This is a genomic window from Microbacterium sp. 1154 (assembly GCF_031455375.1).
Lineage (GTDB): Bacteria > Actinomycetota > Actinomycetes > Actinomycetales > Microbacteriaceae > Microbacterium.
Genome location: NZ_JAVDSN010000005.1, coordinates 96,820 through 122,696, shown reverse-complemented (window position 1 = coordinate 122,696; position 25,877 = coordinate 96,820). Strand labels below are relative to the sequence as shown.

The following is a 25,877-nucleotide window of genomic DNA, read 5'->3' as shown; positions in this document are numbered from 1 at the left end:
GATGCCGTGTTCGATCTGCGCCGTCTGCGCCTGCTCCACGAGTTGTCGGCCCGGGGCACCCTCGCGGCCGTCGCGGACGCCCTCTCCTACAGCCCGTCGACCATCTCGCAGCAGCTCGCTCTGCTCGAGAAAGAGGCCGGAGTTCCCCTGCTCGAGCCCGACGGGCGCCGCGTCCGCCTCACCGCGCAGGGCGCCGCGTTGGCCGCCCACGCCGCCCGCATGCTCGCCGCCGACGAGGCCGCGCGGGCCGAACTCGAGCGCATGCGCCCCTCGCTCGCCCCCGTGCGGCTGGCCGTCATGCAGTCCGCCGCGCACGGGCTGCTTCCCCGCGCGCTCGACGCCCTGGCCGAGAGCGAACCGCAGCTGCGCATCGAGGTCGCGGAACTCGCCCCCGAGGAGGGACTGTTCGAGGTCGCCGCGCGCGGCTTCGACCTCGCCGTGGCCGAGCAGTACCCGGGCCACACACGCGAGCACCGCGAAGGGCTGGAGCGGAGCCTCCTGGGGCGGGATGCCATCCGCCTCGCCGTCGCGCCCGGCGATCCCGCCGAGACCCTCGCCGATCTGCGCGATCGCGCGTGGGTCATGGAACCGGTGGGCACCGCCGCCCGGCAGTGGGCGACGCAGCAGTGCCGCGCCGCCGGGTTCGAGCCCGACGTGCGCTTCGAGATGGCCGACCTCACCGCGCACGCCCGTCTGGTGGCATCCGGTCATGCCGTCGGGATGATCCCCGACCTCGTCTTCGCGGGCGAGACGCCTCCCGTGCGACTCGTGAGCCTCCCCGACCGCCCCCGACGCGAGGTGTTCACGGCCGTCCGCCGCGGAACGGCCGACCGCCCCGGCGTACGCGCGGTGCACGGGGCACTGCAGGTGGCGTACGACCGGAGCGGTCGGTAACGGGTTACTTGGTCAGCGCGATCTCGTTCGGCGTCTGATCGAGCGTCACGCTGTTCACGACCTCGCCCGTGGTGAGGTCGACCGCGTGCACGGCGTTCTTCGCGGGCTCGGTCACGTAAGCGGTGTCGCCCGAGACCTTGATGGCGGGGTGCGCGTCCTGCCACTCGGCCGGGCCCTCCCATGCCCCGATCACGGGGTACGCGTCGGTGAAGGCGCCCGTCTCAAGATCGAACACGTGGATCGCGCCGTCGGACGCGAGGATGTAGCCGAGGTCGCCGGGGCCGCGCGCCAGGTCGCGGAACGTGTACTCGGCCCCCGCGGGCATGTCGACGACGGTCTGGGTCTTCGCCTCGGTGTCGATCAGCGCGACACGGTGCAGCAGGTAGCCCTCGGCATCTCGGTCGTCCTTGTAGTCGCCGAGCACGAGCGGGCTGGTGTCGGTCACGAAGATGTTGCCCATGCGGCCGTACGGCTGATCGGGAGCGTCGACCTTGGTGATCTCGCCGTCGGCGTAGATGAGCGCGCCGTTCTCGCAGCCGAAGACTACGACCTCGTTCTGGGTCGTGCCCTCGCCGTGCACACCGGGGCAGGTGGCGTTCTCGGCGACGGTGGCGCCCGACGGGTCCTTCACGACGATGCCCGTCCGGCCGTTGGCGTTGCCGACGGTGGTGACGAACGAGCCGTCCTCGAGCACGATCGAGACGCCGTGGTGCGCCTCGACGCCCGGGATCGTCTGGACCTCGGGAAGCGCCTCGGTGGAGGCCAGCAGGGCATCGGTGTCGAAGATCGTCGAATCGCTCGTACCGTCGGCGTACAGCACCGTCTTGCCGCCGTGCGTCACCACGTGACCGGGCTTGGACGCCGGGAAGACGAGGTCGGTGAGCTCGGGCTCGGCGGCCGAGGTGCCGGCATCCAGAACCTGGAAACCCTTGCTCGTGGTCACCATGACGTGCTGGCCGTCGCCGGCGGAGTTCAAGCGGGTGAACTCTTCCGACGAGAAGTCGCCGACGGTCTCGAGGCTCTCGCCGTCGAGCACCAGGATGCCGCCGGGGTACGACAGCGCGACGCGCGTGACCGCATCGGCCGGGGCGGTCGACGCCGGGGCCGCCGATCCGGGAGCGGTGCCGCCGGCGCAGGCCGACAGGGTGACGGTGGCGCCGATCGCGAGGGCGACCAGGCCCGCGCGGGGCAGGGAGAAGCTGTGCATTCGTGTCTCTTTCTTCGGTGGGGTGGGTCTCGTCAGGGTGAGAGCCCGGTGGCGATTCGCTCCGTGTTGACGCGCATCATGGTCAGGTAGTCGGGGGCGTCGCCCGACGCGTCGGTGAGCGACTCGGTGAACAGCTCGGTCACCTCGACGTGTCGGTCCGCTTCTTCGGCTAGCGCGCGCACGAGCCGGTCGGGAGACGAGGACTCGGCGAAGATCGTGGGAACCTTCGCCTCGTCGATCGCCGAGACGAGGTCGGCGAGGTCGCTCGTGCTCGGGGCGGCGAGGGTCGTGCCGCCCGGGATGACGGCCCCGATCACGCGGAAGCCGAACCGGTCGGCGAGGTAACCGAACACGTGGTGGTTGGTCACGAGGGCGCGGCGCTCGGCCGGAACCGCCGCGAAGGCCGCGCTCATCTCGGCGTCGAGCTCTTCGAGCTGCGCCCGGTAGGCGACCGAGCGCTCGGTGACTGCGGCTCCGCCGAGTCTCTCGAGCGCGGGTGTGAGCCGATCGACCACGGCGATCATCTGCGCGGGGTCGGTCCAGAAGTGCGGGTCGTCGGCCCCGTCGGCGTCGGTGGACGTGTACGGCAGGACGGTCACGGCGTCTCCCGCGACGATCGCGCTGACCCCGTCGGCGGCCGCGGCGTCGAGGTGCTGCTGCAGGCCCTCCTCGAGACCGAGACCGTTGGCGACCAGCAGGTCGGCCGATCGCAGGCGTGCGGCCTCGGCCGCCGAGATCTCGAAGGAGTGCGGGTCGGCCCCGGGACGCATGAGCGTCAGGACCTCGACGTCGTCACCGGCGATGTTCGACACGACGTCGCCGAGGATGTTCGTGGTCACCACGACCAGGGGGCGGTCGGGTGCCGCGGTACCGGCGCATCCGGTGAGGCACAGGAGTGCGGCCGCGGCGAGGGCGGCGAGGGTGCGGCGCATGTCAGCGTCCCGTCTCTGCGAAGAAGAGCGGCGTGCGCTCGGGGGTGAATTCGCGCGCGATGCGCGCGTCGTCGGCGAAATCGATCTCCCACATCCGGTTCTCGGCCGGGCCGTTGAGGTACGCGCGCTGCTGATCGGCGATGAGGGACACGGGCCGTCCCGCGGTGAGACTCTGCGACACCAGAGGAGCGGATGCCGCGCGCACCGCGCCGGTGTCGCCGTCGAGCACCAGCACCCGACCACCGGCGGTGAGGGCGAGGAGGTTCGCGTTCTTGTCGTCGACGGCCGTGACCTGCACGAGCGGCTCGGGCGCGGTCAGGAGCGTCCACGCGCGCTCGCGGGTGTCGAGCACCCAGATGCCGGCGTCACCCGCGAGGGCGGCGACGCTCGGTCTCCCCTCTCGATTGTGGAAGGTCGTGGCGCGGGGGGCGGTGGTCCCGGACGGATAGGGGATGACCTCGGCCACCGGCTGTTCCCCCTCGACGCTGACGAGAACGGCGCCGTCGCGGCATCCGATCACCGCTCCGACACGGGTCGTGACGGTGCCCGCGGGGTCTGCGCACGGTGTCGTCGCACCGACGGCCGCGCCGTCCGCCGCGTGCAGCGACACCACCCCGGCGGAGGCGACCGCGGCGAACGACCCCGCGGGCACGACGAGCCCGGCGCCGGGCTCCGTGGTCACGCGGAACTTCTCGGACACCTCGCCTTTCGACAGCGCCTCGGTGTCGAGCAGCACGGCCTCACCGGAGTCGGGGAAGAAGACCCCCGTGCCGCCCGTGGTCGACGAGTTGGAGGTCGCCACGGTGGCCGCACCCTTGCCCGCGATCTCGCCGATCACCCGTGCGGGCGCCCGGTAGTAGTGGAAGTGGTCGACGTGGTCCCACGTCCAGACGCCGCTGTCGACGATCGAGACACCGTCGGCGTCGGACGAGAAGAGGTAGCGCCCGTCGGAATGCACGGCGGCGGGCGCCCGCACGGTTCCGAGGTCGGTAGTCGTCTCGTCGAGCAGATCGAGGTGCGAGACCCGGCCGTCGGGATCGATCGAGGTGAGGCCGAGAGCGGGCTCGGCGAGCTCTGCGGCACCGTCGATCTCCCCGTGAGTGTCGACCGGCGGAGGGGAGGTCGAGGCGGAGGGCGCGGACGGGGCGGAGCAACCGGCCAGGGCCACGAGCAGGAGGGCGCCGAGGGGCGCGAGGCGTCGGATGGGGTGGGGCATGGGGGGCTTTCCAGGGGAGCGGGCGGAAATGTCAGGCGGGTACGGGGAGAAGGGCGGGGACGCGACGACGCACCTCGTTCGTCGCGACGCGCAGGAGCCACGAGACGCCCGCGGACGCGATCGCGGTGGCGGCGATCGTCGCCCCGGCGGCCGTCGCGGCGTGCCACGACACGAGCAGCCCGACCGCGACGGCGGCCGAACCGATACCGGCCGCGAGCACCATGGTCGAGGGGATGCGTTCGGTCCACTGGCGCGCCGCCACGGCCGGGGCCACGAGCAACCCGACGACGAGCAGCGAGCCGACGGCCTGATACGAGGCGACGACCGCGAGGGTCACGAGAGCGACCAGCACGGTCTGCGCCAGGCGCGGGCCGAGGCCCAGCACCCGCGCGACACGCTCGTCGATCGCGAGAGCGACCAGGCTGCGATGCGCCAGGGTCGCGGCGGCGATTCCTACGGTCACCGCGACCCCGAGGACGACGAGATCGGCGCTCGTGATCGCGAGGATGTCGCCGAAGAGGATCGCCGTGGCATCCGTCGCGAAGCTCCCCGCGTGCGAGATGACGATCACCCCGAGAGCGAGCATGCTGACGAAGAGCAGGCCGATGCTCGTGTCGTAGGAGTGTCTCGCGCGTCGCTGCAGGGCCCCGATGCCGAGACTCATGACCGCGGCGCTGGCCGCCGCCCCGACCAGGACGGGGAGCCCCAGCACGGTGGCCAGAGCCACGCCGGGCAGCATTCCGTGCGCGAGGGCTTCGCCGAGGAAGGCCATGCCCCGCACGATCACCCAGGTACCGGCCACCGCGCACAGCACCGCGACGAGCACGCCGCCGAGAAGGGCACGCTGGACGAATTCGAGGGAGAACGGATCGGTGAGCCAGGACACGGTGTTCGACCGTAGCGTCAAGTGAGAACGGTTATCAAACTCATATGATGGAGACCATGATCACCCCCGCACTGCGCGCCCGCGGCCTCCGCGTCGAGTTCCCCGGGACGCTGGCCCTCGACGACGTCGACCTCGACCTCCCGGCGGCAGCCCTCACGGTGATCGTCGGGCCCAACGGGGCGGGCAAGTCGACGCTGCTCGAAGTGCTCGCGGGCGCACGCCCCGCGACATCCGGCACCGTCGAGCTCGACGACCGTTCGCGCAGCTTCGTGCCGCAGCGCGCTGCCGTGGGCGAACACCTCCCCCTCACGGTCCGCGACGTGGTGACCGTCGGGGCGTGGGGCCGCGTCGGCCCGCTCCATCGACTCACGCGCGCGCACAGGGCTGCGATCGATCGCGCGATGCAGCGACTCGATGTGGCCGACCTGGCTCGGCATCCGTTCTCGTCCCTGTCAGGAGGGCAACGCCAGCGCGCCCTCCTCGCACAGGGACTCGCGCGGGAAGCCGACATCCTGCTGCTCGACGAACCGACGACGGGACTCGACGCGGCGAGCGCCGAACTCAACCGCGCGGCGATCGACGACGAGACCCGTCGCGGCGCGACCGTCGTGTGCGTCAGCCACGACGAAAGACTCATCGCCGGCGCGGACCTCGTGGTCCGACTCGAGTCAGGTCGACTCAGGCCCGCGTACGAACCCGCTCCGTGACACGGCGAAGCAGCACGGCGGCAGCCTCGGCGACTTCACGCGGTTCTAGAAGGACGGCGGCTTCGACCTCGCGGGGAAAGCGCCGCAGAGCATTCCACGGCTCGGCGTGCAGGTCGATCTCGAGGTAGATGTGGTTGACACGGCGGTCGTCGACGTCGAGTTCACGACGCAGCAGACCTCGGCCGATGAGCCGATCGACGAGGGTCGTCACCCCAGCCGGCGTCACCCCGAGGCGCACGCGCAGGTGAGAGGGGCGGATGCCGGGCTCGTCGGAGATGCAGCAGAGAGCCGCTGCCTCCAACTCGCTCACACCCAGATCGGCACGCACCTTCGCAGCCATCTCGTCACGCGCTTCGACGTATTCGTCGAGCGCCAGGGTCAACGCGGAGGACTGTGTCATCACGTCACCTCCTCCTCCGCGGCCCGGCCAGCCACACCTCCACCATAGTGAACATCTCGAATATTTTGCGTTATTAATTAATTTTGCGAAATACGTGGTATTTTAGTGATCAGCCCGTCGTCCCCAACCGAAGGAGATCGCCATGGCCACGCTGTACTACGGATCCGACAAAGACCCGATCGTTCTGCCCGATCGCCTGATGGGATACATCAAGGTGATCGCCTCGACCAAGCTCCGCCGGGGTGAATCGTTCACCCTCACGTGGACCGGCACGCCCGAAGAGGCCGGCCGTTCCACCATCTGGCTGCAGCCGTCCATCCCCCTGCGCTTCGTCTTCGACTCCGTCGAGCCCGAGCAGCTCGTGGGCGAGTACCTGCGCACCCTCGCCGATCAGGCGAACGCCGCCTCGGGACTCGTCATCGACACCCGCACGTGGGAGACCGCCGAGCAGGCCACCCACACCCCCACGCGAACGACGCGTCCCACCGGCCGCCCCGTTCGCGTGGCCTGATATCACCTCGAAACCCATCGAGCGAAGTCCTCTCCGGACCCTGCATAATGTGGGGGCGCGACACATTCGCGCGATTGGATCGGAGAGGCCCGTGACGGTACGAACTCTGCTCGACAAGTCGCTCCTCGAGGCGTGGCTGACCGAATTCCGCGAGCTCGGTTACCTCACCGGTAGCGACATCCGCGTCCTCGACCAAGAGGACGAGACCGACCCCGACTCCGGACTCATCGTCGTCGACCTCAGCGAGGCAAAGACCATCACCTACCTCCAGCCGATCACCGGCGGGGGAGGCAGCTGGAAGGCGACGATGGAGGCGCGCGACGCCACCATCGAGCTTGGCGCCGTCGCCCTCGTCAACCTCGGCAACGAGGTGAACGTCCTCGGCGCTCTCGTGGCCTTCCTCGAAACGAAGTCGAAGTCGCTGCTCGCGGCGGGCTGAACCCGGGGGTACCGGTAACGAGAAAGGGCATCCGATTCGGGTGCCCTCTCTGTGTTCTGGTGGGGGTTCCCCGGATCTCCCCGTTCCCTTGAGCCTCAAGGGAACGCGCGCGCACATCCCACGCCGTTTCCCACGGGCCCCCACCGCTATTCCCACAGCACCCCCACGCCCATGTTCCTGCAGCCCCCGGCCACCGGCGCCCCGAGCTCATGCCCGCGCAGTCGTGCTGCGAGTCACCGGCCGCCAGCAACCATATTCGACGGGTCCACCGCCATCTACCCCCACAGCACCTCGGCCGGCCGAGAAGCGCGTTCGCACTGACGTCAGGGCAAGAGGTGCGCGGGTCCATCCATTTCCACGTCCCAGATGGCCGAGCCGTAGGTCTGGCGTGCTTGCACATGGCCGATTTGGCGGCGCGCGGGTTTGACGTTTCGCCCACCCGCCACGCGGTCAAGGCCCTGCCTGGAACCAAGCGGGGCCAAACACGCTCGGCTTGGAATGGCCGCGACCGACGCTGAATACCGCGTCGACGACAGTGGCGTATCGGCGTGAGTCATCAGGCTGCATGAAGTCATCCTCTTAGCACTCGAGGTGCAGTTGCCGTCCCCCCTGCGGCAAATAACAAGTTGGACGAGACACCTCGGCAGACACGAGGGGCAGGAGCCTACGAGGGATAAATTTTGCCGACGCTAACTTCATACAAATGGATGAGAGCAACCCCGTTCCGGGTCAGCGATTGACCGCGTCCCCCAAATGGGGGACGGCGCGCCAAGAACAAATCCTGTACGTTTGCCGGACGCATTGCTTCAAATTGGGGGAAAATTGAAAAAGAATATGGGTGTACTGGCTGGCGTATTCGGACTCGCACTGAGCTTGACAATGGCGGCATCCCCGGTGGAGGCCCGCACAACCTCCGGCAGCGATGTAGCTGATTCAGTCGCAATCGAATCCTCCACGTCGGTGAGTATGCAATGGAATTGCGATGAACTGACCGATGCCGACCGGCAGAAAGCACTCGATGAGGGTGTTCGTATGTGCGGATTGAACGAACCGGAGGGGGTTATCTCGACTCGCGCCGCCAATACGAATAACTGCGGAACAGCCTATATTTACACCGGACAAGCGGGCGGTCGTGCGAGGGTCGATTACTCACTCCACTCGACGGCGGGCATCATCACGGGCCGCGGTCTCGACGTCTGGTGGGGGCCGACCTATGGCGGTAGCAAGTACGACTTCGGGGCCTTCTGGGGTACGGGCTTCTCCGGCAACCAGACAGATATCGGTTACGCCATGAAGGGCAAGCCGTTCGGAGCGACCATGTCGGGATGGGTATCGATTGCAGGCTGGACGCTGACCTGCAACGTGTACGTCAACGAGCCGACGCACAACTTGTAACAACCCAGTGATTTGGAAGGGGTGCCGGCTCGCTGCCGAGGCGGCACCCCTTTATGTTCAGCTAGGCACTGGCGACATCGGACCAACGCTCGATCAGAGGACCTACATCGGCAATACGGCGGGGCTGCAGCTTGCTCACCATCCGGTCAACCGTAGAGATCACGACGACCGCGTCGGGTTGATGCGACTCAGTTATGTGAGCATGCGGGTGGGAACGCTCGATCAGATCACGCAATTTTTCGCCATCACCTTTCGCACCCGACGCGATGACAGTGTGCGGGGGAACTCCGGCTGCGATATCCGCCGAGTTCCGCCACAGCCCTATCCAGCCGTAAGCGATCCCCGGGTCACCCAGTGGTAAATTGACAAACATAGGTGAATGACCGACCGCATCTACCGTGTAGGCAACCACATCTCGCTGCAGTGCAACGGAACGGATCTCATCGATCACTTCTGACGCCCGCAAGTTGTGATTCGCGCTATTCATACACTCAGCCTAACTAAGCTCACGCGATCCGCAATGGCGATCTTCGGAGAGCGACCTCGGCTCCCGTTCGCTAATGGACGACATGACGCGGCGGGTGACGCCGGGGCCTCATCGAGGGTATTGAAACCTGCTTCGGAGTTCATAGCAACGGTTCCGACCCGCATCCTCATGGAATGGCCGAACTGACCGCAACAGAGCCGACAACTCGGCTCGACGTCTCACCCGCTGTCCTCGTGCACGGGCTGCGAGAGCACGGGCGCTCGGATCTGGCCGCCGCGTGCGCTCTGCACCTTCCCCGAAAACTCCGCGCGCCCCCCTCACCCAACGTCACACACCTGAACTCCGCGCGCCGCCTCTTCCTCGGCCTCGCAGGGGAGCTCATCGACGCTGTCCGCCCGTTCCTTGAACGCCCGGCCCTACTCGCCCGGGTGAATGGGTCCCCGCCGGCGGTGTCACCTACGCGGTAACGATGGTGCGGACGACAGAGATCCTCGCTCTCCCCGCGCTTCTCAGCCCCCAGGACGCGGGCTTGCGTAGCGCAATTACCCCCTCGTGCGGGACCACCCAGGGGTCGCTCGACCTGTGTCAGATCAGTTCGCTGTTGCCCTAATCCCCATTGTCGTCGTCCTCGCCCAGCATGACCCCGCGGCCGCGAGGGCCTACCTTGGGGCCGTCATCAGATGGCTGATGGGTCGCAGCGTCGTCCCGCTTCTGCGGATCGGCATCGGAGCGGGCTATGGATCCCCGAATATCGTGACGCTCTTGAGCGAGCGTCGTCATGATCCGGAGGCCCCCACAGGCGTCACTGACTCCGTCATTCGTATCGAGGAAGGTTACGAGGAGACCTGGATCGACGGCTCGAATGTCTTCCACAACCCCCCGCACTTCACCCACTGGATCAGTCGCTTCTTCCTGGTGCCGCGCATCACCATGGGACGGCACTCAGTTCACCGTCCACTTCCCCGAGGAGCACCTCTGGAACAGTGTTTCGGGTTCTGTGAAAACCGTGCGCAACTTGCGAGGAAGCTGACCGGAGCGCGTGACTTCGACGGCGCCGGGCCGTCGAAGATTGCGTTGTGCCCGCCGTTCGTGTGTGGTCCACCGCGAACGCAGCAGTCATGACGGCCACACTCGGATCGCGGCCTGATCCCACACGCATTGTTCGTCGATTTGGACGAGGCCGCTACGCTGCGGCGGTCCAACTGACGGGGCAGGTTGGTGGCACCCCCGGGGGGCGTATGCGCTGCAAAGCGCCGTGCACACTCGAGGCTGCCCTCGGCTAGCGAAGCCCCGCGACGACCGGACGGGCCCGGGGGGCGACGCGCCGTGGGAACGCCTCAGGCCAGGCCCAAAACGGGGCCTGGCCTGGAGGAATGAGATACGGGGATGATTTCCGTGAGATACGGGGATACCCCGTGGTGGCGAGTGAGGGATTCGAACCCCCGAATGCAATGCAGTCTGATTTACAGTCAGATCCCTTTGGCCGCTTGGGTAACTCGCCAGGTGCGCACCCGTCCGGCTTTCTCAGTCGACCGGAGGCGCGATAGACCACTCTACTATCCCGCGAGGGATGCTCGAAACCATCCCGGTCACTCGGGCGTGCGCAGCAGAGCCCCCTCGTGCCGGCAGGTCGCGGCGGCGACGTCCATGGCGCGCGAGAGCACGGCATCCCACTCCTCCGCGTTCGCGGGCAGTCGGTCGCGCACGAGGGCGGCCGTGGTGGCGAGCACCGCGTCTCCGCCGCCCATCGTGTCGACGATGCGTCCGGGAAGATCCGCGATGGGGCGAGACACCGAGGTGCCTGCCGCGTCGATCGCCGCACCGCCCGCGCCGTAAGTGGCGAGCACTGCGCCGACGCCCAGGTCGACCAGCGTGGTGCGGAGGTCGTCGAGGGGCGTTCCGTAGAGCAGCTGCGCGTCGTCCTCGCCGACCTTCACGAGCAGGGCTCCGGATGCCGCCCGCTCGAAGCCGCGGACGAACTCCGCGCGGTCGTGGAGCATGCCGCTGCGCGGGTTGGGGTCGATCGCAAGGGGCGTCGAGAGCGAGGCCGTCGCCTCCACCAGGAGGGACGTCTGCTCGGGATCGTCGAAGGGGAAGCAGCTCACGACGACCATCGGGGCGGCCGCGATCGCGGCGCGCTCGGCCTCGCCGTACGCCACGCGTCGGTTCTGCGCCGCGTCGTTGAAGACGTACTCGGGCTCACCGCTCGGCGAGCGCGTGCTCACCGCGCGCGACGACCCGTGCTCCGCGGGGCTCGCGAGCAGCTCGACATCGTGCTCGTCGAGGAACGCGCGGATCTGCTCGCCCGCCGCATCGTCGCCGACCATGGCGATGAGGGATGCCGGCACCCCTAGCCGCGACAGGCCCACGGCGACGTTGAGCCCTGCCCCACCGACGAACTCCCGCACGCCCGTCTCATCGCGGATCTCGTCGATCAACGCGTCGCCGATGACGACGACCCGCCCGGTCACCGCGAGACCTCGGCGGTGTCGAGCACGCGAGCGACGAAGTCCTCGGTGCGGCGCTTGGTACCGTCGATCTTGCGGTCGACGCTCGCTCGGATCTCGCTGGGGGCGAGGGGAGCTGCCAGGCGGACGGTCTCGTGGCACGACATGTCGGCGCAGATGTAGGTGCCGACGGTATCGCCGTGCTCTCCCGCCTGTCCGGCCTTGCGCGCCGTGAAGAGCGACACCTGGTCGCCAGGCTGCATCGTGTGGCAGAGGTTGCACATCGCCGATCGCGCCCGCGACTGGCCCTCGGCCGCGCGCAGCACGATGGCGGTGGGCTCCCCGTCGGTCTCCGTCATGACGTAGCCCCGGCCGCGCGTGCGCGGGTCGCGCCACGCCAGGAAGTCGAGGTGGTCCCAGTCGGTCAGCACGAAGTCGTGCGGGAGCTCGACGACTCGCAGCTCCTCGGGTGTGGCATTGACGAACGCCGCCCGCACCTCTTCTTCGGTGAGTGCTCGCATGGCATCCGAGTCTACGAGTGCCCTCTACCCGCGCGGGCCGGACTCTGTCGAGGGGGTGTGGATGCGGGGGTCGCGAATAGAATCGACCCATGGCTGATTCTTCGTTCGACATCGTCTCCAAGATCGACCGGCAGGAAGCCGACAATGCGCTCAACCAGGCGCACAAAGAGGTGGAGCAGCGGTACGACTTCAAGGGCACCGACGCCTCCATCGCGTGGAGCGGTGACTCGATCGTCATCAAGGCGAACTCCGAAGAGCGCGCCAACGCCGTGCTCGACGTGTTCCAGACCAAGCTCATCAAGCGCGGCATCTCGCTGAAGAGCCTCGAGACCGGCGAGCCCGTGCAGAGCGGCAAGGAGTACCGCATCACCTCCACGCTGAAGGAGGGCATCTCGCAAGAGAACGCGAAGAAGGTCAACAAGATCATCCGCGACGAGGGCCCCAAGGGCGTCAAGTCGCAGATCCAGGGCGACGAGCTGCGCGTGCAGTCGAAGTCGCGCGACGACCTGCAGGAAGTGCAGCGCCTGCTGAAGGCCGCCGACCTCGACGTCGACCTGCAATTCACGAACTACCGCTGAGTCCCACCGCCGGAGGGGTGCCATGGCCGTCCGCGTCGATCTGAACATCTCGCTCGACGGGGTGGCCATGCCCGCCGACCCTTCGCCCGAGAACCCGATGGGCGAGGACTGGGGCCGTCTGGTCGCCGACTACGTGGCGACGAGGACGTTCCGCGAGCGCGTCTTCGGCGACACCTCGGGCGCGGGCACCGCCGGCGTCGACGACCGCTACGCCGCGGCGTACTTCGAGGGCATCGGCGCCGAGGTCATGGGCGCGGCGATGTTCGGCCTGCACTCCTTCCCCGACGACCCGGACTGGCGCGGCTGGTGGGGCGACGACCCACCCTTCGAAGTGCCCGTCATCGTCTTGACGCATCGCGAACGCACCCCGATCGCGTTCGAGAACGGCACGCGGTTCGAGTTCTCTTCCGAGAGCATCACGGATGCCGTGGCCCGGGCGAGCGAGATCGCCGGTGACGCCGATGTGCGAGTGGGAGGCGGCCTTTCCACCGTGCGCGCCGCCCTCGCCGCCGACCTCGTCGATCGTCTGCACGTGGCCGTCCGCCCCGTGATCCTCGGTCGGGGTGGGCGGCTCTGGGACGACCTGCGCGAGCTCGACACCCGCTACACCCTGACGAGCGAGGTCGCCGAGAGCGGCGTCGTCCACGTCACCTTTGCGCGGTGAGCATCCCCGACGGATACCCGCACTGCCCGACCTGCGGCGACCCGTTGCGGTTCGAGGTGCTCGACGACGAACGGTTCCTCGTCGCGTGGTCGTGCGTGAACTGCGGGCTCATCCGTACTACCGAACCGGTCTGACCGGCTGCATCAGTTGATGATCTCGGCGTTCTCGTCGCGCATCGCCGTCAGCCTCTCACGCCACTGCGCGAGCGCTTCGGGTGTCAGACGCGTCCACTCATCGCGTTCGGCGACGATTCGCAGCGGCTCGGTGCTGCGGAACGAGCGGGTGGGGTTGCCCGGGAACTTCTTGTCGGTCACGTTCGGGTCGTCCTCGAACGCGCCCAGCGGCTCGACCTCATAGACGCGCGGCGCCCCGTCGCCCGGAATGATCTCGGCGGCGAGTCCCGCGCCATCCAGGCGCGACGTGAAGTAGACGTGGTTCATCACCACCTCGGGTCGGTAGTTCGAGCGGAACCCGGGCGTGAGCAGGTCGCCCACGCTCAGGTCCGCTTTCGTCCCGTGGAAGAACGGGCCGGTGTCGAGGGGTTCTGCCATCCCGGTGGGCGCGTCAGCCTTCGATGCCGTTGATCATCTGCGTGATCTCGCGCTCGGTCTCGCGGCCGATGCTGCGTTCCTCCATGCGCGAGGGCATGTCGCTGTCGTCGTCGACGGAAGGGTTCTCGAACGGCTGCTTCTGATCCTTTTCCATGCCTCGATGCTCACACGCCGTCATCGCGCCCGCGAGGGGGTTGCGCGTCAGCGATGGTCCCGCAGGGCGGCATCCGTCCACTCTTCGCACTCGATCTCGCCGCGCGCGACCGCTTCCTCGCGCTGACGCAGTTCGACGCGGCGGATCTTCCCCGAGATCGTCTTCGGCAGGTCGAAGAACTCCACGCGGCGCACGCGCTGGAACGGGGCCAGCTTCTCGCGCGCGAAACGGAGGATGTCGAGCGCCGTCTCCGCGTTCTCGGAGTGACCCGCGGCGAGCACGATGTACGCCTTGGGCACGGCGAGACGCAGCTCGTCGGGCGCGGGCACCACGGCGGCCTCCACCACGGCGGGGTGTTCGATGAGCACGCTCTCGAGCTCGAACGGGCTGATCTTGTAGTCCGATGCCTTGAAGACGTCGTCGGTGCGCCCGATGTACGTGATGCTGCCGGTCTCATCGCGCCGCGCGACATCGCCCGTGTGGAACAAACCATCGGCGAAAGCCTCGGCGTTGCGCTCGGCATCGCCCACGTAGCCGGTCATGAGGTTGACGGGCCGCTCGGTCAGGTCGATGCAGATCTCGCCCTCCTCGGCTCGCTCGCCCGTCAGGGGGTCGATCAGCACGACCGGGCATCCCGGCAGCGGGCGCCCCATCGAGCCCGGCACGAGACCCGCGCCCGGGGTGTTGGCCACCACGGCGGTCATCTCGGTCTGCCCGTACCCGTCGCGGATGTCGAGGCCCCACGCGCGCTGCACCGCCGCGATCACCTCGGGGTTCAGCGGCTCTCCCGCCGACACGACCTCGCGCAGCGCCCCGCGGCGGCCGGTGAGATCGGCCTGGATCAGCATGCGCCACACCGTCGGGGGCGCGCAGAACGTCGTCACCCGGTCGTTCTCGAGCTCGGTCAACAACCGGTCGGCCGAGAACCGTGAATAGTTCAACGCGAGCACGGTTGCCCCCGCGATCCACGGCGCGAAGAACAGGCTCCACGCGTGCTTGGCCCATCCGGGCGAGCTGATGGCCAGGTGCACGTCGCCCGGCTGAAGTCCCAGCCAGTACATGGTGCTGAGGTGACCCACCGGGTACGAGGAGTGCGTGTGCTCGACGAGCTTCGGCTTCGACGTCGTGCCCGAGGTGAAGTACAGCAGCAGGCGGTCGTCGGCGGTGGTGCCCGGATGCCGGGACGGCGCGGCATCCGTCCCGAAGGCGTCGTCGTACGTCGCCCAGCCCGCGTACTCCCCGCCCACGACGATGCGGCCGAGTCCCTCCGGCAGGTCGTCGAATTTATCGGCATCCCCCGATCCGACGATAACGTGCCGGATCTCGGCTCTCTCGATGCGGTCCCCGAGGTCGGTCGTGCCGAGGGCGGTCGTGGTGGGCGCGATCACGCCGCCGAGCTTCATGATCGCGAGCATCGCCTCCCACAGCTCGACCTGATTGTTGAGCATGAGCAGCACGGTCTCGCCGCGGCGGACGCCTCGGGATGCCAGCCACGCGGCGACCTGATCGGAACGGCGCGCGAGCTCGTCGAAGGTGCGCTGGTGGTGCGTTCCGTCGTCGTCCACGACGATGAGCGCGGGCGCGTCGTTTCCGCGCGCCATGGGGTCGAACCAGTCAATCGCCCAGTTGAAGGGCCCGTCGAAGCGGGGCCAGGTGAACGCCGCGGTCCTCTGCGGGTCGGTCCGAGTCGCGAGGAGTTCGTCGCGGGCGGCTCGGTAGCGCTCGGTGGCGGTCGCATCGGTGGGGATCATGGGGCTCCTTCGATCGCGTTCTACGCTAGCCGCCCCCTCCGACGGCGGCGCGTCAGCGCGCGAGCGGCGCTGTGGAGGAGCGCGGGATCAGGGTGGGCATCACCCGTTCGATCCTGCTGCCCGAGCCATCGTCGAGCAGCAGGTCGAGGGCCAGCTCGGCCACGCGGTCGAAGTGCGTACGCACCGAGGTCAGGGGCACGGGCAGACGCGAGACGAGGGGGATGTCGTTGTAGCCCACGATCGACAGGTCGCGCCCAGCCTCCATGCCCAGCGACTGCGCGACGGTCGAGACCCCGACGGCGAGATTGTCGTTGGCGGCGAAGATCGCGGTGGGGCGATCCACCGCGTCGAGCAGTCGCCGTCCGGCCTCGACGCCGTGATCGAGCCCGTAACCGACGGCGAGGACGCGACTCTCGTCGAGTTCGACCCTGGCCTCGCGCAGGGCGCGTTCGGCGCCGGCGCGACGGTCGCGACCGCTCGAGGTGAACCACGGGCCGGTGACGATGGCGATGTCTCGGTGGCCGAGGTCGAGCAGGTGGCGCACGGCGAGGTATCCCCCCGTCTCGTCGTCGCCGAGCGACGAGGGGCTGACGTCGTCGGTGCGGAGGGCGAGAACGTGCGGGATGCCGCGATCGCGCAACGACGCGGGAAGGGCGTCGTCCAGCCGTGCGGTGGCGAGCACCAGGCCGTCGACCCCGCGGTCCAAGAGTGTCTCGGTAGCGCGGCGCTCCTCCTCGGCGTCGTCGCCGCACGTCGCGACGACGGCGAAGTATCCGCGTCGGTGCGAGGCACGCTCGACGGCTTCGAACATCAGCGCCATCACGGCATCCGTCAGACGCGGCACGAGGACGCCGATCGTGGCGGTCGCGCCGCGGCGCAGACTCGACGCCGACACGTTGCGGCGGTAGCCGAGCTCGTCGGCGACGGCGCGCACGCGGGTAGCGGTGGCCGAGGCCGAGCGGGGAGTGCGGTCGTCGAGCACCCTGCTGACCGTCGAGATGCTGACCCCGGACGCCACGGCCACGTCTTTCAGCGTGACGACGTGGCGTTCGCCGGCCTCGATGTCGACCATGAGCCCTCCTCTCCTCCAGCCTATCCGCCCGTAGGAGATCCTTCCCGGGAACGTTTTCACCCGGACTCTTGACACGGGATCATCGCGACGCGCACACTTGCAATCGTTCCTGCAAACGTTCTCATACCGTGAACGCTCGACGATGAGATGGAGACGACGATGGTCCTCGGCCTCCGCGGCCTGAACCCCGCCCCCGTGACCCCCTTCACCCCCGACGGCGACGTCGACTACGCCGCGATCCAGCGCCTCGGCGCCTGGCTCGGCTCGATCGACGGCGTGAAAAGCCTGGTCGTTCTCGGCCACGCCGGAGAGGGCACGTTCCTCACCGAGAAGGAGCAGCTCGACGTCATCCGCGCCTTCCGCGACTCCGTCGACGACCGGCTGCCGATCATCGCCGGCATCACGAAGGAGGGGAACCTCACCGCCGCCCTCGAGGCGAAGGATGCCGCGGCCGCGGGCGCGAAGGGCGCCCTCGTCTACCCCTCGCACGGGTGGTTGCGCTTCGGTTTCCAGCCCGGCGCTCCGCAGACCCGCTACCGCGCCATCTGGGAGGAATCGGGGCTCGAAGAGATCCTCTTCCAGTACCCCGACAACACCAAGGCGTCCTACGACCTCGACACCCAGCTCGAGATCGCGGGGCAAGAGGGCGTGAACCACACCAAGAACGGCGTGCGGAACATGCGCCGGTGGTACACCGAGATCCCCGCACTCCGTGCCGCGTACCCCGAGCTGCAGGTGCTGTCGTGCCACGACGAGTACCTTCTCCCGACAATGTTCGACGTCGACGGCCTTCTCGTCGGGTACGGCAATATCGCGCCCGAGCTGCTGGTCGACCTCATCGAGGCGGGCAAGGCGCGCGACTACGCCGCCGCGCACGCCATCCACGAACGCCTGCTCCCCGTGACCAAGGCGGTCTACCACCGCGGCTCGCACATGGAGGGCACCGTCGCCCTCAAGTGGGGCCTGGTCAACCGTGGCATCCTGGATCACGCCACCGTGCGTGAGCCCCTGCTGCCCCTTCCTGCCGGAGCCGACGCCGAGATCGCCGCTGCTTTCGCCTCGGCCGACCTCGGCAGCGTGGTCGTCCCGGCCTGAACCATCGCGGGGGCGGCCGGCGCGAACGGCCGCCCCTCATGAACCATCACGTCAACGACGACGGAAGGACCGACCATGAGCGACCGCACCACCCAACGACCTCCCGCGACCCCCGGCACCGGCCACGGGCGCATCTCGACCGAGACGGTGCGCAGCATCGTCGATTCCCACCGCACCCGGCGCACCTTCTGGCGACGCCTCGCCCTCATCGGCCCCGCGTTCGTCGCGGGCGCCTGGCAGTTCGGCCCCGGCAACCTCACCACCGCGATGAATGCCGGAGCCCTCTACGGCTACACCCTCATCTGGGTGATCATCGTCTCGACGATCCTCATGATCTTCCTCACCGACATGAGCGTGCGCCTCGGCATCCGCACGCCCGTCTCGCTGATCTCGTCCATCAAAGACAGCCTCGGCACCTGGGCGGGTGTCGTCGCCGGCCTCGGCGTCTTCCTCATCACCCTGTGCTTCTCGGTCGGCAACGCAGTGGGCTCCGGGGTGGGTCTGTCGATGCTCATCCCCGGCACCTCCCCCGTGATGTGGACGGTCATCTGCACGGTGCTGGTGGGCACGATCCTGCTGCTGAAGAAGATCTACGGCGTCGTCGAGAAGATCCTCATCGTCATCGTGGCGCTCATGGCTTTCTGCTTCGTGGCATCCGCATTCGCTTCGAATCCCGACTGGGCGGCTGCCGGCGCGGGGCTCATCCCCGTCGTCCCCGGCGGCTCGTGGCTGCTGATCATCGGCCTCGTCGGCACCAACTTCTCCATCAACGCGGCGTTCTTCGCCTCGTACGGTACGAAGGCGCGCACACGCACCGAAACCGAATACCGCGACATCACGATCGTCGACACGATCCCCGGCATCGTCGCCCCCGGCATCATGACCGCGCTCGTCATCGTCGTCGCCGCATCCGTCCTGGGTCAGACCGGCGCCGACACCCCCGGCGCTTTCACCGGCCTCGCGAAGATCTTCGAGCCCGTCGCGGGCCCCGTCGGCGCGTGGATCTTCGCCCTGGGCTTCTTCGGCGCGGCGTTCTCATCGATGATCCCCAACTGCATCGCGGGCGGAACCATGCTCTCGGATGCCATCGGACGCGGCGCCTCCGCCGAGACGCTCGCGGCGCGGCTGGGCAGTGCCTTCATCCTCGCGTTCGGTCTCGGTATCACGTTCGCCTTCGCGGGTGCCTCGCCGGTGCAGCTGATCGTGATCGCCCAGGCGTTGACGGTTCTCTTCGCGCCGATCCTCGCGGCCCTGATCATCGTCATGGCGAACAATCGCACGCTCATGGGTCCCCTGCGCAACCGATGGTGGCAGAACCTCGCCGGCGGCATCGGACTGGTCGCGGTCGTCGCCCTGTCGATCCGACTGATGGTGAGCCTCATCGGGGGCTGACGGGGGCGGGACGTTCGGGGGCTCGGTCGACGGACCGGGCCCCTTCGCCTGTCCCGCCCGGGATGCTCGAACTCGCTCGGCTGCTCCGTGACCCGTTCGTCGAGCCCGATACGCCGCTGGTCCGCCGCCTCGCCGCGACACCGGAACCCGTCGCGGCACCGTTCGTGACGTTCTGCGGCACGTGAGTCAGAGAACCGAGCGCAGCCCGTCCTCGAGAGCGTCGTAGGCGGCCGCGCGGGCCGCCGGGGCCGAGAGGAAGACGTCGTGCACGGCCCCCTCGACACGGCTGATCGTCACCGTGCGCGCGATCCGCGTCGCCGCCCGAGCGATGTCGTCGACGACGAGCACGGAGTCGGTCTCGCGCATCGCGTCGCTCCATGTGAGCGTCACCGTCGACCGGGCCGACAGCAGCACCAGCGCCGGGCAGCCGACGTCGACCCCGGATGCCACCCGCGCGTGCCCCGCGATGATCGCGGCGAGCCAGCCCGGATGCGTCGGGAAACCCTGCGCCGGACGCCACCCCTCGGGGCTGTCAGGGAGGGTGCCCAACTCGCGCTGGGCGCGCGTGTAGAAGCCGAGGTCGACGACGGGATGCGTGCCGAGCGGGTCGAAACGAGCGCGCGCGTTCACGATCGGGGCGAGCGCCTGGCGACCGAGCGGACCCAGCTGCAGCTCGAGCCACGGGCTGTTCAGCACGAGGGCATCGGCGACACCGGGGTGCCGCGCAGCCCACAGCGTCAACGTGAGACCGCCGGTGCTGTGCCCGAGCAGCAGCAGGCGCCGCCCCTCGCGCTTCGTACCCATGGCATCCAGGGCCGCCTCGATGTCGGCGTCGTACACGTCCAGCGCCGCGACGTATCCCGGCGCTTGGCCGGGCCGCAGGCTCCGGCCGTACTTGCGCAGGTCGAGCGCGAAGAAGCCCGCCCCGCGGTCGGTGAAGAACCGCGCGAGCTCGGTCTGGAAGAAGTAATCCGACCACCCGTGCACGTACAGCACGTCGGTGTCGCGCAGCTCGCCGAACAGACGGGCGCCGGGGCGGGGGCGCGAGCGCACGAGGGTGGCGACGACCTCTCCATCGGTATCGCTTGCGAGCGGCAGAGTCTGCTGTTCGAACCCGTCGCCGAGGATATCCGGATGCCACTCCCCCATCGCCCCAGCCTACGGCGGGCACTTCACGCGCACGAGAGACCCCGCATACGGCCGCCGAAGCCGGACCGAACTCCGGAAAAACACCGGCCAGCGGCCCCGACGCGACGGCTGCGCCCTTCCGGGTGGCCACATCTCAGGAGTTACGTTCGCGCAGCCGGCGAGACGAATGCGAACCGCCCCGTCGGATGGCGGGGCGGTTCGTTCGGGTGGCTTACTCGCCGCGCGAGATCGCGATCATCTCGTCGCGGGGCACGACCTTGATGCGGGCACGCTCGTGCGGAGCGCCGAGGGCCACCTCGTGCTCGTCGAGGCGGTGCCAGCCGTCGAGGTCGGTCCAGCGCACGCCGCGCTCCTCGAGCAGGGCGGGGATCGCCTCTTCCTCGGGGTGCGCGGGCTGCCACCACTCGCCGGCGTCGTTGATGACGTGGCGCACCGTCTCCATGGCATCCGATTTGGTGTGTCCGATGAGGCCGACGGGGCCGCGCTTGATCCAGCCGGTGGCGTAGACGCCGGGAATCCGCTCGTTCGAGTCGGCGGACAGCACCTGACCCTCGTGGTTCGGGATGACGCCGTGCTTCTCGTCGAAGGGCACGCCCTTCAGCGGGGAGCCGAAGTAGCCGACCGCGCGGTAGATCGCCTGGATGGGCACCTCGCGGATCTCGCCGGTGCCGACGACCCCGCCCTCGGCGTCGGGCTTCGTCCGCTCGTACCGGAACGCGGCGACCCGGCCCTCGGCATCCTTGACAACCTCGACGGGCTTCGCCCAGAAGTGCAGGTGCAGGCGACGCGAGGCCTCGCCCCCGGCGTTGTTCACGCCCGGGCGGGTGCGCCACTGCTGCAGGACGCGGTCGATGACCTTGACCTGCTTGTTGGTCTGGATCGCGGCGAGCGACGCCTCGTCGTAGTCGAAGTCCTCGTCGTAGACGACCATGTCGACGTCGCGCAGCTCGCCCAGCTCGCGCAGCTCGAGAGGCGTGAACTTCACCTGCGCGGGACCGCGGCGGCCGAAGACGTGCACGTCGGTGACGGGCGACGCCTTGAGCCCCTGGTACACGTTGTCGGGCACCTCGGTGGGCAGCAGGTCGTCGGCGTGCTTGGCCAGCATGCGGGTCACGTCGAGGGCCACGTTGCCGTTGCCGATCACGGCGAGCGACTGCGCCTCGAGGGGCCACTCGCGGGGCACGTCGGGGTGGCCGTCGAACCAGCTGACGAAGTCGGCGGCACCGTAGGAGCCGTCTGCGTCGATGCCGGGGATATCGAGGTCGGCGTCGCGGATCGCGCCGGTCGAGAAGATGACGGCGTTGTAGTGCTGCTTGAGATCGTCGAGGGTGATGTCCTCGCCGAAGCGCACGTTGCCGAAGATGCGGATGTCGCCGCGGTCGAGCACCTCGCGCAGCGCCGTGACGACGCCCTTGATGCGCGGGTGGTCGGGGGCGACGCCGTAGCGGACGAGACCGTAGGGCGCGGGCAGCTGCTCGAACAGGTCGATCGAGACGTCGAACTGACGCTCGGACTTCAGCAGGATGTCGGCCGCGTAGATGCCGGCGGGGCCGGCTCCGACGATGGCGAGGCGCAGCTTCGTCATGGGTTCCTCTCGATCGTGATCGGGGGGGGGTGGGGCGGGAAGGGTTTCAGGCCGAGCGATCGGCGACCGCGCGGGCGAAGCGCGTCAGCGCTTCGCGCACGGCGCCGTCGGGCAGCGGCGCGAGGGCGTCGATCGCCTCTTGCGACCACTGATGCGCGAGACGCAGGGTCTCGTGCGTGGTGTCGTGCTCGCGGAGTTCGGCGAGCGGCCCGTCGAGCACCGAGGGGTCGGCTCCGGCGGCGATGCGCTGCTGGCCCTCGTCGATGCGGGTGCGAAGATCGGCGGATGCCGCGTCGGAGCGGTGCCCGAGCAGCAAGTACGGCATGGTGGGCACACCCGCGCGCAGGTCGGTGCCGGGCACCTTGCCCGTCTCGGAAGGATCGGGCGACAGGTCGATCACGTCGTCGAGCAGCTGGAAGGCCACGCCCGCCTTCTCGCCGAAGACGACCATGGGCTCCTCGAACTCCTCCGGCGCGCCGGAGTAGATGACGCCCGACTGAGCGGCGGCGGCGATCAGCGACCCCGTCTTGTCGGCGAGCACCTTGAGGTAGAAGTCGACGGGCTCGTCACCCTCTTGCGGGCCGACGGTCTCGTGCATCTGCCCGAGGACGAGACGTTCGAAGGTGTCGGCCTGCAGCTGGATCGCGCGCTCACCGCGGCGGGCCATGAGCTGGCTGGCGCGGGCGAAGAGCAGGTCGCCGGTGAGGATGGCGATGTTGTTGCCCCACACCGTCTGCGCGCTCGGCACGCCGCGACGCTTGTCCGCGCCGTCCATGACGTCGTCGTGGTACAGCGAACCGAGATGGGTCAGCTCGAGGGCCGTGGCCACCTCGACGACCTCTTTCGTCGTTCCCTGACCGAGTTGCGCGGTGAGGATCGCCAGCATGGGACGCACCCGCTTGCCGCCGGCCTCGTAGAGGTAGCGGGCGGTGACGTCGGCGAGCTTGTCGGCGCTGCGCACCTCGCCCTCGAGTTCGGTCTCGACGCGGGCGAGGCCCGCCTCGACCGTGGAGAGCAGGGTGCGCGAACGCAGGCCTGCGAAGATGCGGTCACTCAGGCCCAGCTTGCCCGACAGGCGGGTGCCGGCCGCGGGCGGTCTCGGGGTCACGGTTTCAGCCTATCCTGGCGCGCTGAGGGACCGCCGACGGTATCTCGACGGTTGACAGGGGTTAAGAAGCGGGGCGGATGCCGCGGTGCAGCGCGACGATGCCGAAGGTGAGGTTGCGGTAGGCGACGTCGTCCCACCCGGCGTCCCTCATCCAGCCGGCCAGCGTCGGCTGATCGGGCCAGTCGCGGATCGACTCGTTGAGGTAGTCGTAGGCCTCGGCGTTGGAGCTGACGGCCTTCGCGACGATCGGGAGCACCCGGTCGTTGTAGAAACGGTACAGCCCGTTGAAGGAGCGGGACGGCGGGTGCGAGAACTCGCACACGACGATGCGACCGCCGGGGCGCGTGACGCGCCGCAGCTCGCGGAGGGCCCGACGCGGATCGATGACGTTGCGGAGGCCGAACGACATGGTCACGGCGTCGAACTCGCCGTCGGCGAAGGGGAGGTCGGTGGCGTCGGCCTGCACGAACTCGAGGTTCGGGACGCCGCTGTGACGGCGGCGGCCCTCTTCGATCATGCCGCGCGAGAAGTCGGCGGCGACCACGTGCGCCCCGCTGGGCACGAACGCCATCGACGAGGTTCCCGTTCCGGCCGCGAGATCGAGGATGCGCTCCCCGCGCTGCGGGGCGACCGCGCGCAAGGTCGCGACGCGCCAGAGACGGTCGTTGCCGAGGCTCAGCACGGTGTTGGTGCGGTCGTACGCTGCCGCGACCTGGTCGAACATTCCGCTGACGCGCTGCGGGTCTTTGCCGAGGTCGGCTCGGTTGGGGTCGCTGCTCACCCGTCGATTCTAGGCGCGCGGGGTCGAGGGGTCTTCGTGGGTTGCCATCGCGGCGAGGCGTGCGAGCCAGGGGCCGGTCACGTCGTCGGAGAACGGCGCTTCGCGCGCACGCACCCGTCGTTCGAGGTCGAGGGCCGTCGCCTCGAGGTGCGTGACGATCTCGGGCGGGTAGCCGTACCGCACCCGGTGCTCGTCCCACTCGTCGCGGTCGTCGATCCACGTGCCGCGGTCGTCGGTGCGTCGGACGACGTCGAGGTCCATGTCGATGCCACGGGGTACGCCGTCGTCGTGCCACCGCACGTCCCACGCCAGGTCGATGTACACGGCCACCGGGTGCGGGTCGGCGTTGTGGGTGAAGGCCCAGTCGCCCGTCGCCGGAACCAGGGTGACGTTCGGTTGACGACACACGAACTCGGCTCCCGGGCGGGCGCTCCGCCAGCCCACCTGCTGGCCGAACCACTCGCCCCACTCGTCGGAACCGAGGTAGACGCTGTCCTGGACCCAGTGGGGCGAGCCGTCCCACTTGCGCCACTCGAACATCAGGCGGGTGCCGGGGGCGGGTCGCGGGTCCATGTTCGGAGTCTAAATCGCGCTCGGGCATCCGCGACTCGCTCGACACCGAGGCATCCCGAGGAGCCATCCCCCGGCTCGCTAAACGCGGGTCTACGCTGAAAGACGTGCTCGAACCCGCGGAAGACGTCGTGCCGCGCCTGCGCGTGATCACGCGCGAGCTGCCCCCCATGGACGATGTGCTGGCGTACACAACGCCCTACGACCCCCTGTTCTGGAGCCGTCGCGGGGAGTCCCTCGCCGCCTTCGGCGATCTGCTCACCCTGCGCTACACCGGGGAGCAGCCGGGGGACGCCACCGTCTCGGAGCGCTGGCGCGCGATCGCCGCCGCGGCGGAGGTCGACGACCCCGTGCAGCTTCCCGGAACGGGCCTCGTGGCTTTCGGATCGTTCGTGTTCGACCCGCGCTCCGAGCGCGAGAACGTCCTGCGCGTGCCCGGGATGATCGTCGGTCGACACAGCGGTCGCGCCTGGGTCACCCGCCTCGCCTTCGACGACACCCCCGACGAGCCCGAACCCGAGCTCCCGCCCCGCTCGCCCTTCGGTCCGCACTGGTCCGCCACGCTCGGCCCCGGTGCGCAGACGGCGGAGAAGTATCAGGATGCCGTCCGTCAGGGGATCGAGGCCATCGGCCGTCGCGAGGTCGGCAAGGTCGTCCTGGCGCGCGACATCACCGGCACAGTGCCCGCCGGCTCCGACCTGCGTCGCCTGGTCCGGTCCCTCCTCGAGGGGTATCCGGACTGCTGGGTCTTCGCCGTCGATGGCTTGATCGGCGCGAGCCCCGAAACCCTGGTCACGGTCTCGGGCGGAACCGTCACCGCGCGTGTCCTCGCCGGCACCGTGGCGCGCGGCGGCGACGCCGACGCCGATGTCGCGGCATCCATCGGGCTCACCCGGAGCACGAAAGACCAGGACGAGCACCGGTTCGCCGTGCAGAGCGTGCTGAAAGCCCTCGCTCCCCACACCTCGGCCCTCGCAGCCGCGGACCAGCCCTTCACGCTCAAGCTCCCGAACGTCTGGCACCTCGCCACCGACGTCGAGGGCGAGCTGAGCGAGGACGCCTCGTCGCTCGACCTGCTCTCGGTCCTGCACCCCACGGCCGCCGTCGCGGGAACGCCCACGGCCGCGGCCATGGACGTCATCCGCCGCCTCGAGCCCTTCGACCGGGGCCGCTACGCCGGCGCGGTCGGCTGGACCGCGGCCTCGGGCGACGGAGAGTGGGCAATCGCCCTTCGGTGCGCGCAGATCGACCGCGCCGCCCCGTCGTCGCCCACGGCCCCGATCACGGCGTACGCCGGGGCGGGCATCGTCGCCGACAGCGTGCCGGAGTCGGAGCTGCTGGAGACGCGGGTGAAGTTCCGCCCGATCGTCGAGGCGCTGGCCTGA

The 25,877-nt window shown here is 69.1% G+C and carries 29 protein-coding genes and 1 tRNA gene; 12 read left to right on the top strand and 18 right to left on the bottom strand.

Annotated elements, in window-relative coordinates:
- The first annotated feature begins 6 nt into the window (after nt 1-6).
- Nucleotides 7-894 carry a LysR family transcriptional regulator gene (locus J2X55_RS15175; RefSeq protein WP_309824422.1) on the top strand — a complete coding sequence of 296 codons (888 nt, stop codon included), beginning with the start codon at nt 7-9 and terminating at the stop codon, nt 892-894.
- A gap of 4 nt (nt 895-898) precedes the next feature.
- Here J2X55_RS15175 and aztD read toward each other — a convergent pair whose 3' ends face one another.
- The 4 genes from aztD to aztB are packed head-to-tail and all read right to left on the bottom strand — an operon-like array spanning nt 899 to nt 5,135.
- Nucleotides 899-2,101: a zinc metallochaperone AztD gene (gene aztD / locus J2X55_RS15170; RefSeq protein WP_309824421.1), complete on the bottom strand. Its 1,203-nt coding sequence runs from the start codon at nt 2,099-2,101 to the stop codon at nt 899-901.
- A gap of 32 nt (nt 2,102-2,133) precedes the next feature.
- Nucleotides 2,134-3,033, bottom strand: a complete 900-nt coding sequence (gene aztC / locus J2X55_RS15165) for a zinc ABC transporter substrate-binding protein AztC (RefSeq protein WP_309824420.1) — start codon at nt 3,031-3,033, stop codon at nt 2,134-2,136.
- Between the two features lies 1 nt (nt 3,034).
- Nucleotides 3,035-4,249: an ABC transporter gene (locus J2X55_RS15160; RefSeq protein ID WP_309824418.1), complete on the bottom strand. Its 1,215-nt coding sequence runs from the start codon at nt 4,247-4,249 to the stop codon at nt 3,035-3,037.
- A 31-nt stretch (nt 4,250-4,280) separates the two neighbouring features.
- Nucleotides 4,281-5,135: a zinc ABC transporter permease AztB gene (gene aztB, locus J2X55_RS15155; RefSeq protein ID WP_115919613.1), complete on the bottom strand. Its 855-nt coding sequence runs from the start codon at nt 5,133-5,135 to the stop codon at nt 4,281-4,283.
- Nucleotides 5,136-5,191: 56 nt separating this feature from the next.
- Here aztB and aztA point away from each other — a divergent pair, with 56 nt between their 5' ends.
- The gene (gene aztA, locus J2X55_RS15150) at nt 5,192-5,842 is read left to right on the top strand and encodes a zinc ABC transporter ATP-binding protein AztA (protein WP_220338175.1); all 651 of its coding nucleotides are present in this window, start codon (nt 5,192-5,194) and stop codon (nt 5,840-5,842) included.
- Here aztA and J2X55_RS15145 read toward each other — a convergent pair.
- Complete coding sequence (locus tag J2X55_RS15145) at nt 5,814-6,242, bottom strand: MarR family transcriptional regulator (RefSeq protein WP_309824415.1); 429 nt, start codon at nt 6,240-6,242, stop codon at nt 5,814-5,816. The two genes, aztA and J2X55_RS15145, sit on opposite strands and share 29 nt — an antisense overlap.
- Nucleotides 6,243-6,384: 142 nt before the next feature.
- On the opposite strand from J2X55_RS15145, the gene J2X55_RS15140 reads away from it, so the two are divergent.
- The 3 genes from J2X55_RS15140 (at nt 6,385) to J2X55_RS15130 (ending at nt 8,587) form a co-directional block, all read left to right on the top strand.
- Nucleotides 6,385-6,753 carry a hypothetical protein gene (locus tag J2X55_RS15140; RefSeq protein WP_115919619.1) on the top strand — a complete coding sequence of 123 codons (369 nt, stop codon included), beginning with the start codon at nt 6,385-6,387 and terminating at the stop codon, nt 6,751-6,753.
- 91 nt (nt 6,754-6,844) lie between these two features.
- A complete protein-coding gene (locus J2X55_RS15135; protein WP_210112240.1) occupies nt 6,845-7,192 on the top strand; it encodes a hypothetical protein in 348 nt (115 codons plus the stop codon).
- 789 nt (nt 7,193-7,981) lie between these two features.
- Nucleotides 7,982-8,587: a hypothetical protein gene (locus J2X55_RS15130; RefSeq protein WP_309824413.1), complete on the top strand. Its 606-nt coding sequence runs from the start codon at nt 7,982-7,984 to the stop codon at nt 8,585-8,587.
- 61 nt (nt 8,588-8,648) lie between these two features.
- Here the strand turns inward: J2X55_RS15130 and J2X55_RS15125 are convergent, their stop codons facing one another.
- A complete protein-coding gene (locus J2X55_RS15125) occupies nt 8,649-9,074 on the bottom strand; it encodes a hypothetical protein (RefSeq protein WP_309824410.1) in 426 nt (141 codons plus the stop codon).
- A 687-nt stretch (nt 9,075-9,761) separates the two neighbouring features.
- On the opposite strand from J2X55_RS15125, the gene J2X55_RS15120 reads away from it, so the two are divergent.
- On the top strand, nt 9,762-10,196 hold the full coding sequence (locus tag J2X55_RS15120; RefSeq protein ID WP_309824408.1) for a hypothetical protein: 435 nt from the start codon (nt 9,762-9,764) through the stop codon (nt 10,194-10,196).
- Between the two features lie 294 nt (nt 10,197-10,490).
- Here the strand turns inward: J2X55_RS15120 and J2X55_RS15115 are convergent.
- The 3 genes from J2X55_RS15115 to J2X55_RS15105 all read right to left on the bottom strand — a co-directional run bounded on the left by J2X55_RS15115 (nt 10,491) and on the right by J2X55_RS15105 (nt 12,042).
- Nucleotides 10,491-10,575: transfer RNA gene (locus J2X55_RS15115), tRNA-Tyr, on the bottom strand.
- Between the two features lie 88 nt (nt 10,576-10,663).
- Nucleotides 10,664-11,545, bottom strand: coding sequence for a PfkB family carbohydrate kinase (locus tag J2X55_RS15110; RefSeq protein ID WP_309824406.1), 882 nt, complete (start codon nt 11,543-11,545; stop codon nt 10,664-10,666).
- Complete coding sequence (locus J2X55_RS15105) at nt 11,542-12,042, bottom strand: FBP domain-containing protein (RefSeq protein WP_309824405.1); 501 nt, start codon at nt 12,040-12,042, stop codon at nt 11,542-11,544. Before J2X55_RS15105 ends, J2X55_RS15110 begins: the two co-directional genes overlap by 4 nt.
- A gap of 89 nt (nt 12,043-12,131) precedes the next feature.
- Here J2X55_RS15105 and J2X55_RS15100 point away from each other — a divergent pair, with 89 nt between their 5' ends.
- The 3 genes from J2X55_RS15100 to J2X55_RS15090 are packed head-to-tail and all read left to right on the top strand — an operon-like array spanning nt 12,132 to nt 13,418.
- A complete protein-coding gene (locus J2X55_RS15100) occupies nt 12,132-12,620 on the top strand; it encodes a YajQ family cyclic di-GMP-binding protein (RefSeq protein ID WP_056223933.1) in 489 nt (162 codons plus the stop codon).
- 22 nt (nt 12,621-12,642) lie between these two features.
- Nucleotides 12,643-13,284, top strand: coding sequence for a dihydrofolate reductase family protein (locus tag J2X55_RS15095; RefSeq protein WP_309824401.1), 642 nt, complete (start codon nt 12,643-12,645; stop codon nt 13,282-13,284).
- Nucleotides 13,281-13,418 carry a hypothetical protein gene (locus J2X55_RS15090; RefSeq protein ID WP_181906517.1) on the top strand — a complete coding sequence of 46 codons (138 nt, stop codon included), beginning with the start codon at nt 13,281-13,283 and terminating at the stop codon, nt 13,416-13,418. Before J2X55_RS15095 ends, J2X55_RS15090 begins: the two co-directional genes overlap by 4 nt.
- Before the next feature lie 9 nt (nt 13,419-13,427).
- Here J2X55_RS15090 and arr read toward each other — a convergent pair whose 3' ends face one another.
- The 4 genes from arr to J2X55_RS15070 are packed head-to-tail and all read right to left on the bottom strand — an operon-like array spanning nt 13,428 to nt 16,812.
- Nucleotides 13,428-13,835 (bottom strand): NAD(+)--rifampin ADP-ribosyltransferase, encoded by a 408-nt coding sequence (gene arr, locus J2X55_RS15085; protein WP_115919629.1) that lies wholly within the window; start codon nt 13,833-13,835, stop codon nt 13,428-13,430.
- Nucleotides 13,836-13,848: 13 nt separating this feature from the next.
- Nucleotides 13,849-13,989, bottom strand: a complete 141-nt coding sequence (locus tag J2X55_RS15080; protein ID WP_181906518.1) for a hypothetical protein — start codon at nt 13,987-13,989, stop codon at nt 13,849-13,851.
- A gap of 47 nt (nt 13,990-14,036) precedes the next feature.
- Nucleotides 14,037-15,740, bottom strand: coding sequence for an AMP-binding protein (locus tag J2X55_RS15075; protein WP_309824399.1), 1,704 nt, complete (start codon nt 15,738-15,740; stop codon nt 14,037-14,039).
- Nucleotides 15,741-15,792: 52 nt separating this feature from the next.
- A complete protein-coding gene (locus tag J2X55_RS15070) occupies nt 15,793-16,812 on the bottom strand; it encodes a LacI family DNA-binding transcriptional regulator (RefSeq protein WP_115919633.1) in 1,020 nt (339 codons plus the stop codon).
- A 159-nt stretch (nt 16,813-16,971) separates the two neighbouring features.
- Here J2X55_RS15070 and J2X55_RS15065 point away from each other — a divergent pair, with 159 nt between their 5' ends.
- Both J2X55_RS15065 and J2X55_RS15060 read left to right on the top strand, forming a co-directional pair.
- Nucleotides 16,972-17,907 carry a dihydrodipicolinate synthase family protein gene (locus J2X55_RS15065; RefSeq protein ID WP_309824397.1) on the top strand — a complete coding sequence of 312 codons (936 nt, stop codon included), beginning with the start codon at nt 16,972-16,974 and terminating at the stop codon, nt 17,905-17,907.
- Nucleotides 17,908-17,982: 75 nt separating this feature from the next.
- On the top strand, nt 17,983-19,299 hold the full coding sequence (locus J2X55_RS15060) for an Nramp family divalent metal transporter (RefSeq protein ID WP_309824395.1): 1,317 nt from the start codon (nt 17,983-17,985) through the stop codon (nt 19,297-19,299).
- Nucleotides 19,300-19,485: 186 nt separating this feature from the next.
- Here the strand turns inward: J2X55_RS15060 and J2X55_RS15055 are convergent, their stop codons facing one another.
- The 5 genes from J2X55_RS15055 to J2X55_RS15035 form a co-directional block, all read right to left on the bottom strand.
- Nucleotides 19,486-20,448 carry an alpha/beta hydrolase gene (locus tag J2X55_RS15055; protein WP_309824393.1) on the bottom strand — a complete coding sequence of 321 codons (963 nt, stop codon included), beginning with the start codon at nt 20,446-20,448 and terminating at the stop codon, nt 19,486-19,488.
- Nucleotides 20,449-20,659: 211 nt separating this feature from the next.
- Complete coding sequence (locus J2X55_RS15050; protein ID WP_115919639.1) at nt 20,660-22,033, bottom strand: FAD-dependent oxidoreductase; 1,374 nt, start codon at nt 22,031-22,033, stop codon at nt 20,660-20,662.
- A gap of 46 nt (nt 22,034-22,079) precedes the next feature.
- Nucleotides 22,080-23,141, bottom strand: coding sequence for a polyprenyl synthetase family protein (locus tag J2X55_RS15045; RefSeq protein ID WP_115919641.1), 1,062 nt, complete (start codon nt 23,139-23,141; stop codon nt 22,080-22,082).
- Between the two features lie 61 nt (nt 23,142-23,202).
- On the bottom strand, nt 23,203-23,922 hold the full coding sequence (locus tag J2X55_RS15040) for a demethylmenaquinone methyltransferase (RefSeq protein ID WP_309824389.1): 720 nt from the start codon (nt 23,920-23,922) through the stop codon (nt 23,203-23,205).
- Nucleotides 23,923-23,931: 9 nt separating this feature from the next.
- Nucleotides 23,932-24,495, bottom strand: a complete 564-nt coding sequence (locus J2X55_RS15035; protein WP_309824386.1) for a DUF402 domain-containing protein — start codon at nt 24,493-24,495, stop codon at nt 23,932-23,934.
- Between the two features lie 167 nt (nt 24,496-24,662).
- Between J2X55_RS15035 and J2X55_RS15030 the strand changes: the two genes are divergently transcribed.
- Complete coding sequence (locus J2X55_RS15030) at nt 24,663-25,877, top strand: isochorismate synthase MenF (protein WP_115920002.1); 1,215 nt, start codon at nt 24,663-24,665, stop codon at nt 25,875-25,877.

Excerpts from the sequence above, each read along its gene's own strand:
- aztD (WP_309824421.1), bottom strand. The coding sequence starts at position 2,101 with ATGCACAGCTTCTCCCTGCCCCGCGCGGGCCTGGTCGCCCTCGCGATC.
- aztC (WP_309824420.1), bottom strand. The coding sequence starts at position 3,033 with ATGCGCCGCACCCTCGCCGCCCTCGCCGCGGCCGCACTCCTGTGCCTC.
- J2X55_RS15160 (WP_309824418.1), bottom strand. The coding sequence starts at position 4,249 with ATGCCCCACCCCATCCGACGCCTCGCGCCCCTCGGCGCCCTCCTGCTC.
- aztA (WP_220338175.1), top strand. The coding sequence starts at position 5,192 with ATGATCACCCCCGCACTGCGCGCCCGCGGCCTCCGCGTCGAGTTCCCC.
- J2X55_RS15145 (WP_309824415.1), bottom strand. The coding sequence starts at position 6,242 with ATGACACAGTCCTCCGCGTTGACCCTGGCGCTCGACGAATACGTCGAA.
- J2X55_RS15140 (WP_115919619.1), top strand. The coding sequence starts at position 6,385 with ATGGCCACGCTGTACTACGGATCCGACAAAGACCCGATCGTTCTGCCC.
- J2X55_RS15125 (WP_309824410.1), bottom strand. The coding sequence starts at position 9,074 with ATGAATAGCGCGAATCACAACTTGCGGGCGTCAGAAGTGATCGATGAG.
- J2X55_RS15120 (WP_309824408.1), top strand. The coding sequence starts at position 9,762 with ATGGGTCGCAGCGTCGTCCCGCTTCTGCGGATCGGCATCGGAGCGGGC.
- J2X55_RS15105 (WP_309824405.1), bottom strand. The coding sequence starts at position 12,042 with ATGCGAGCACTCACCGAAGAAGAGGTGCGGGCGGCGTTCGTCAATGCC.
- J2X55_RS15100 (WP_056223933.1), top strand. The coding sequence starts at position 12,132 with ATGGCTGATTCTTCGTTCGACATCGTCTCCAAGATCGACCGGCAGGAA.
- J2X55_RS15095 (WP_309824401.1), top strand. The coding sequence starts at position 12,643 with ATGGCCGTCCGCGTCGATCTGAACATCTCGCTCGACGGGGTGGCCATG.
- arr (WP_115919629.1), bottom strand. The coding sequence starts at position 13,835 with ATGGCAGAACCCCTCGACACCGGCCCGTTCTTCCACGGGACGAAAGCG.
- J2X55_RS15080 (WP_181906518.1), bottom strand. The coding sequence starts at position 13,989 with ATGGAAAAGGATCAGAAGCAGCCGTTCGAGAACCCTTCCGTCGACGAC.
- J2X55_RS15075 (WP_309824399.1), bottom strand. The coding sequence starts at position 15,740 with ATGATCCCCACCGATGCGACCGCCACCGAGCGCTACCGAGCCGCCCGC.
- J2X55_RS15070 (WP_115919633.1), bottom strand. The coding sequence starts at position 16,812 with ATGGTCGACATCGAGGCCGGCGAACGCCACGTCGTCACGCTGAAAGAC.
- J2X55_RS15065 (WP_309824397.1), top strand. The coding sequence starts at position 16,972 with ATGGTCCTCGGCCTCCGCGGCCTGAACCCCGCCCCCGTGACCCCCTTC.
- J2X55_RS15060 (WP_309824395.1), top strand. The coding sequence starts at position 17,983 with ATGAGCGACCGCACCACCCAACGACCTCCCGCGACCCCCGGCACCGGC.
- J2X55_RS15055 (WP_309824393.1), bottom strand. The coding sequence starts at position 20,448 with ATGGGGGAGTGGCATCCGGATATCCTCGGCGACGGGTTCGAACAGCAG.
- J2X55_RS15050 (WP_115919639.1), bottom strand. The coding sequence starts at position 22,033 with ATGACGAAGCTGCGCCTCGCCATCGTCGGAGCCGGCCCCGCCGGCATC.
- J2X55_RS15035 (WP_309824386.1), bottom strand. The coding sequence starts at position 24,495 with ATGGACCCGCGACCCGCCCCCGGCACCCGCCTGATGTTCGAGTGGCGC.
- J2X55_RS15030 (WP_115920002.1), top strand. The coding sequence starts at position 24,663 with ATGGACGATGTGCTGGCGTACACAACGCCCTACGACCCCCTGTTCTGG.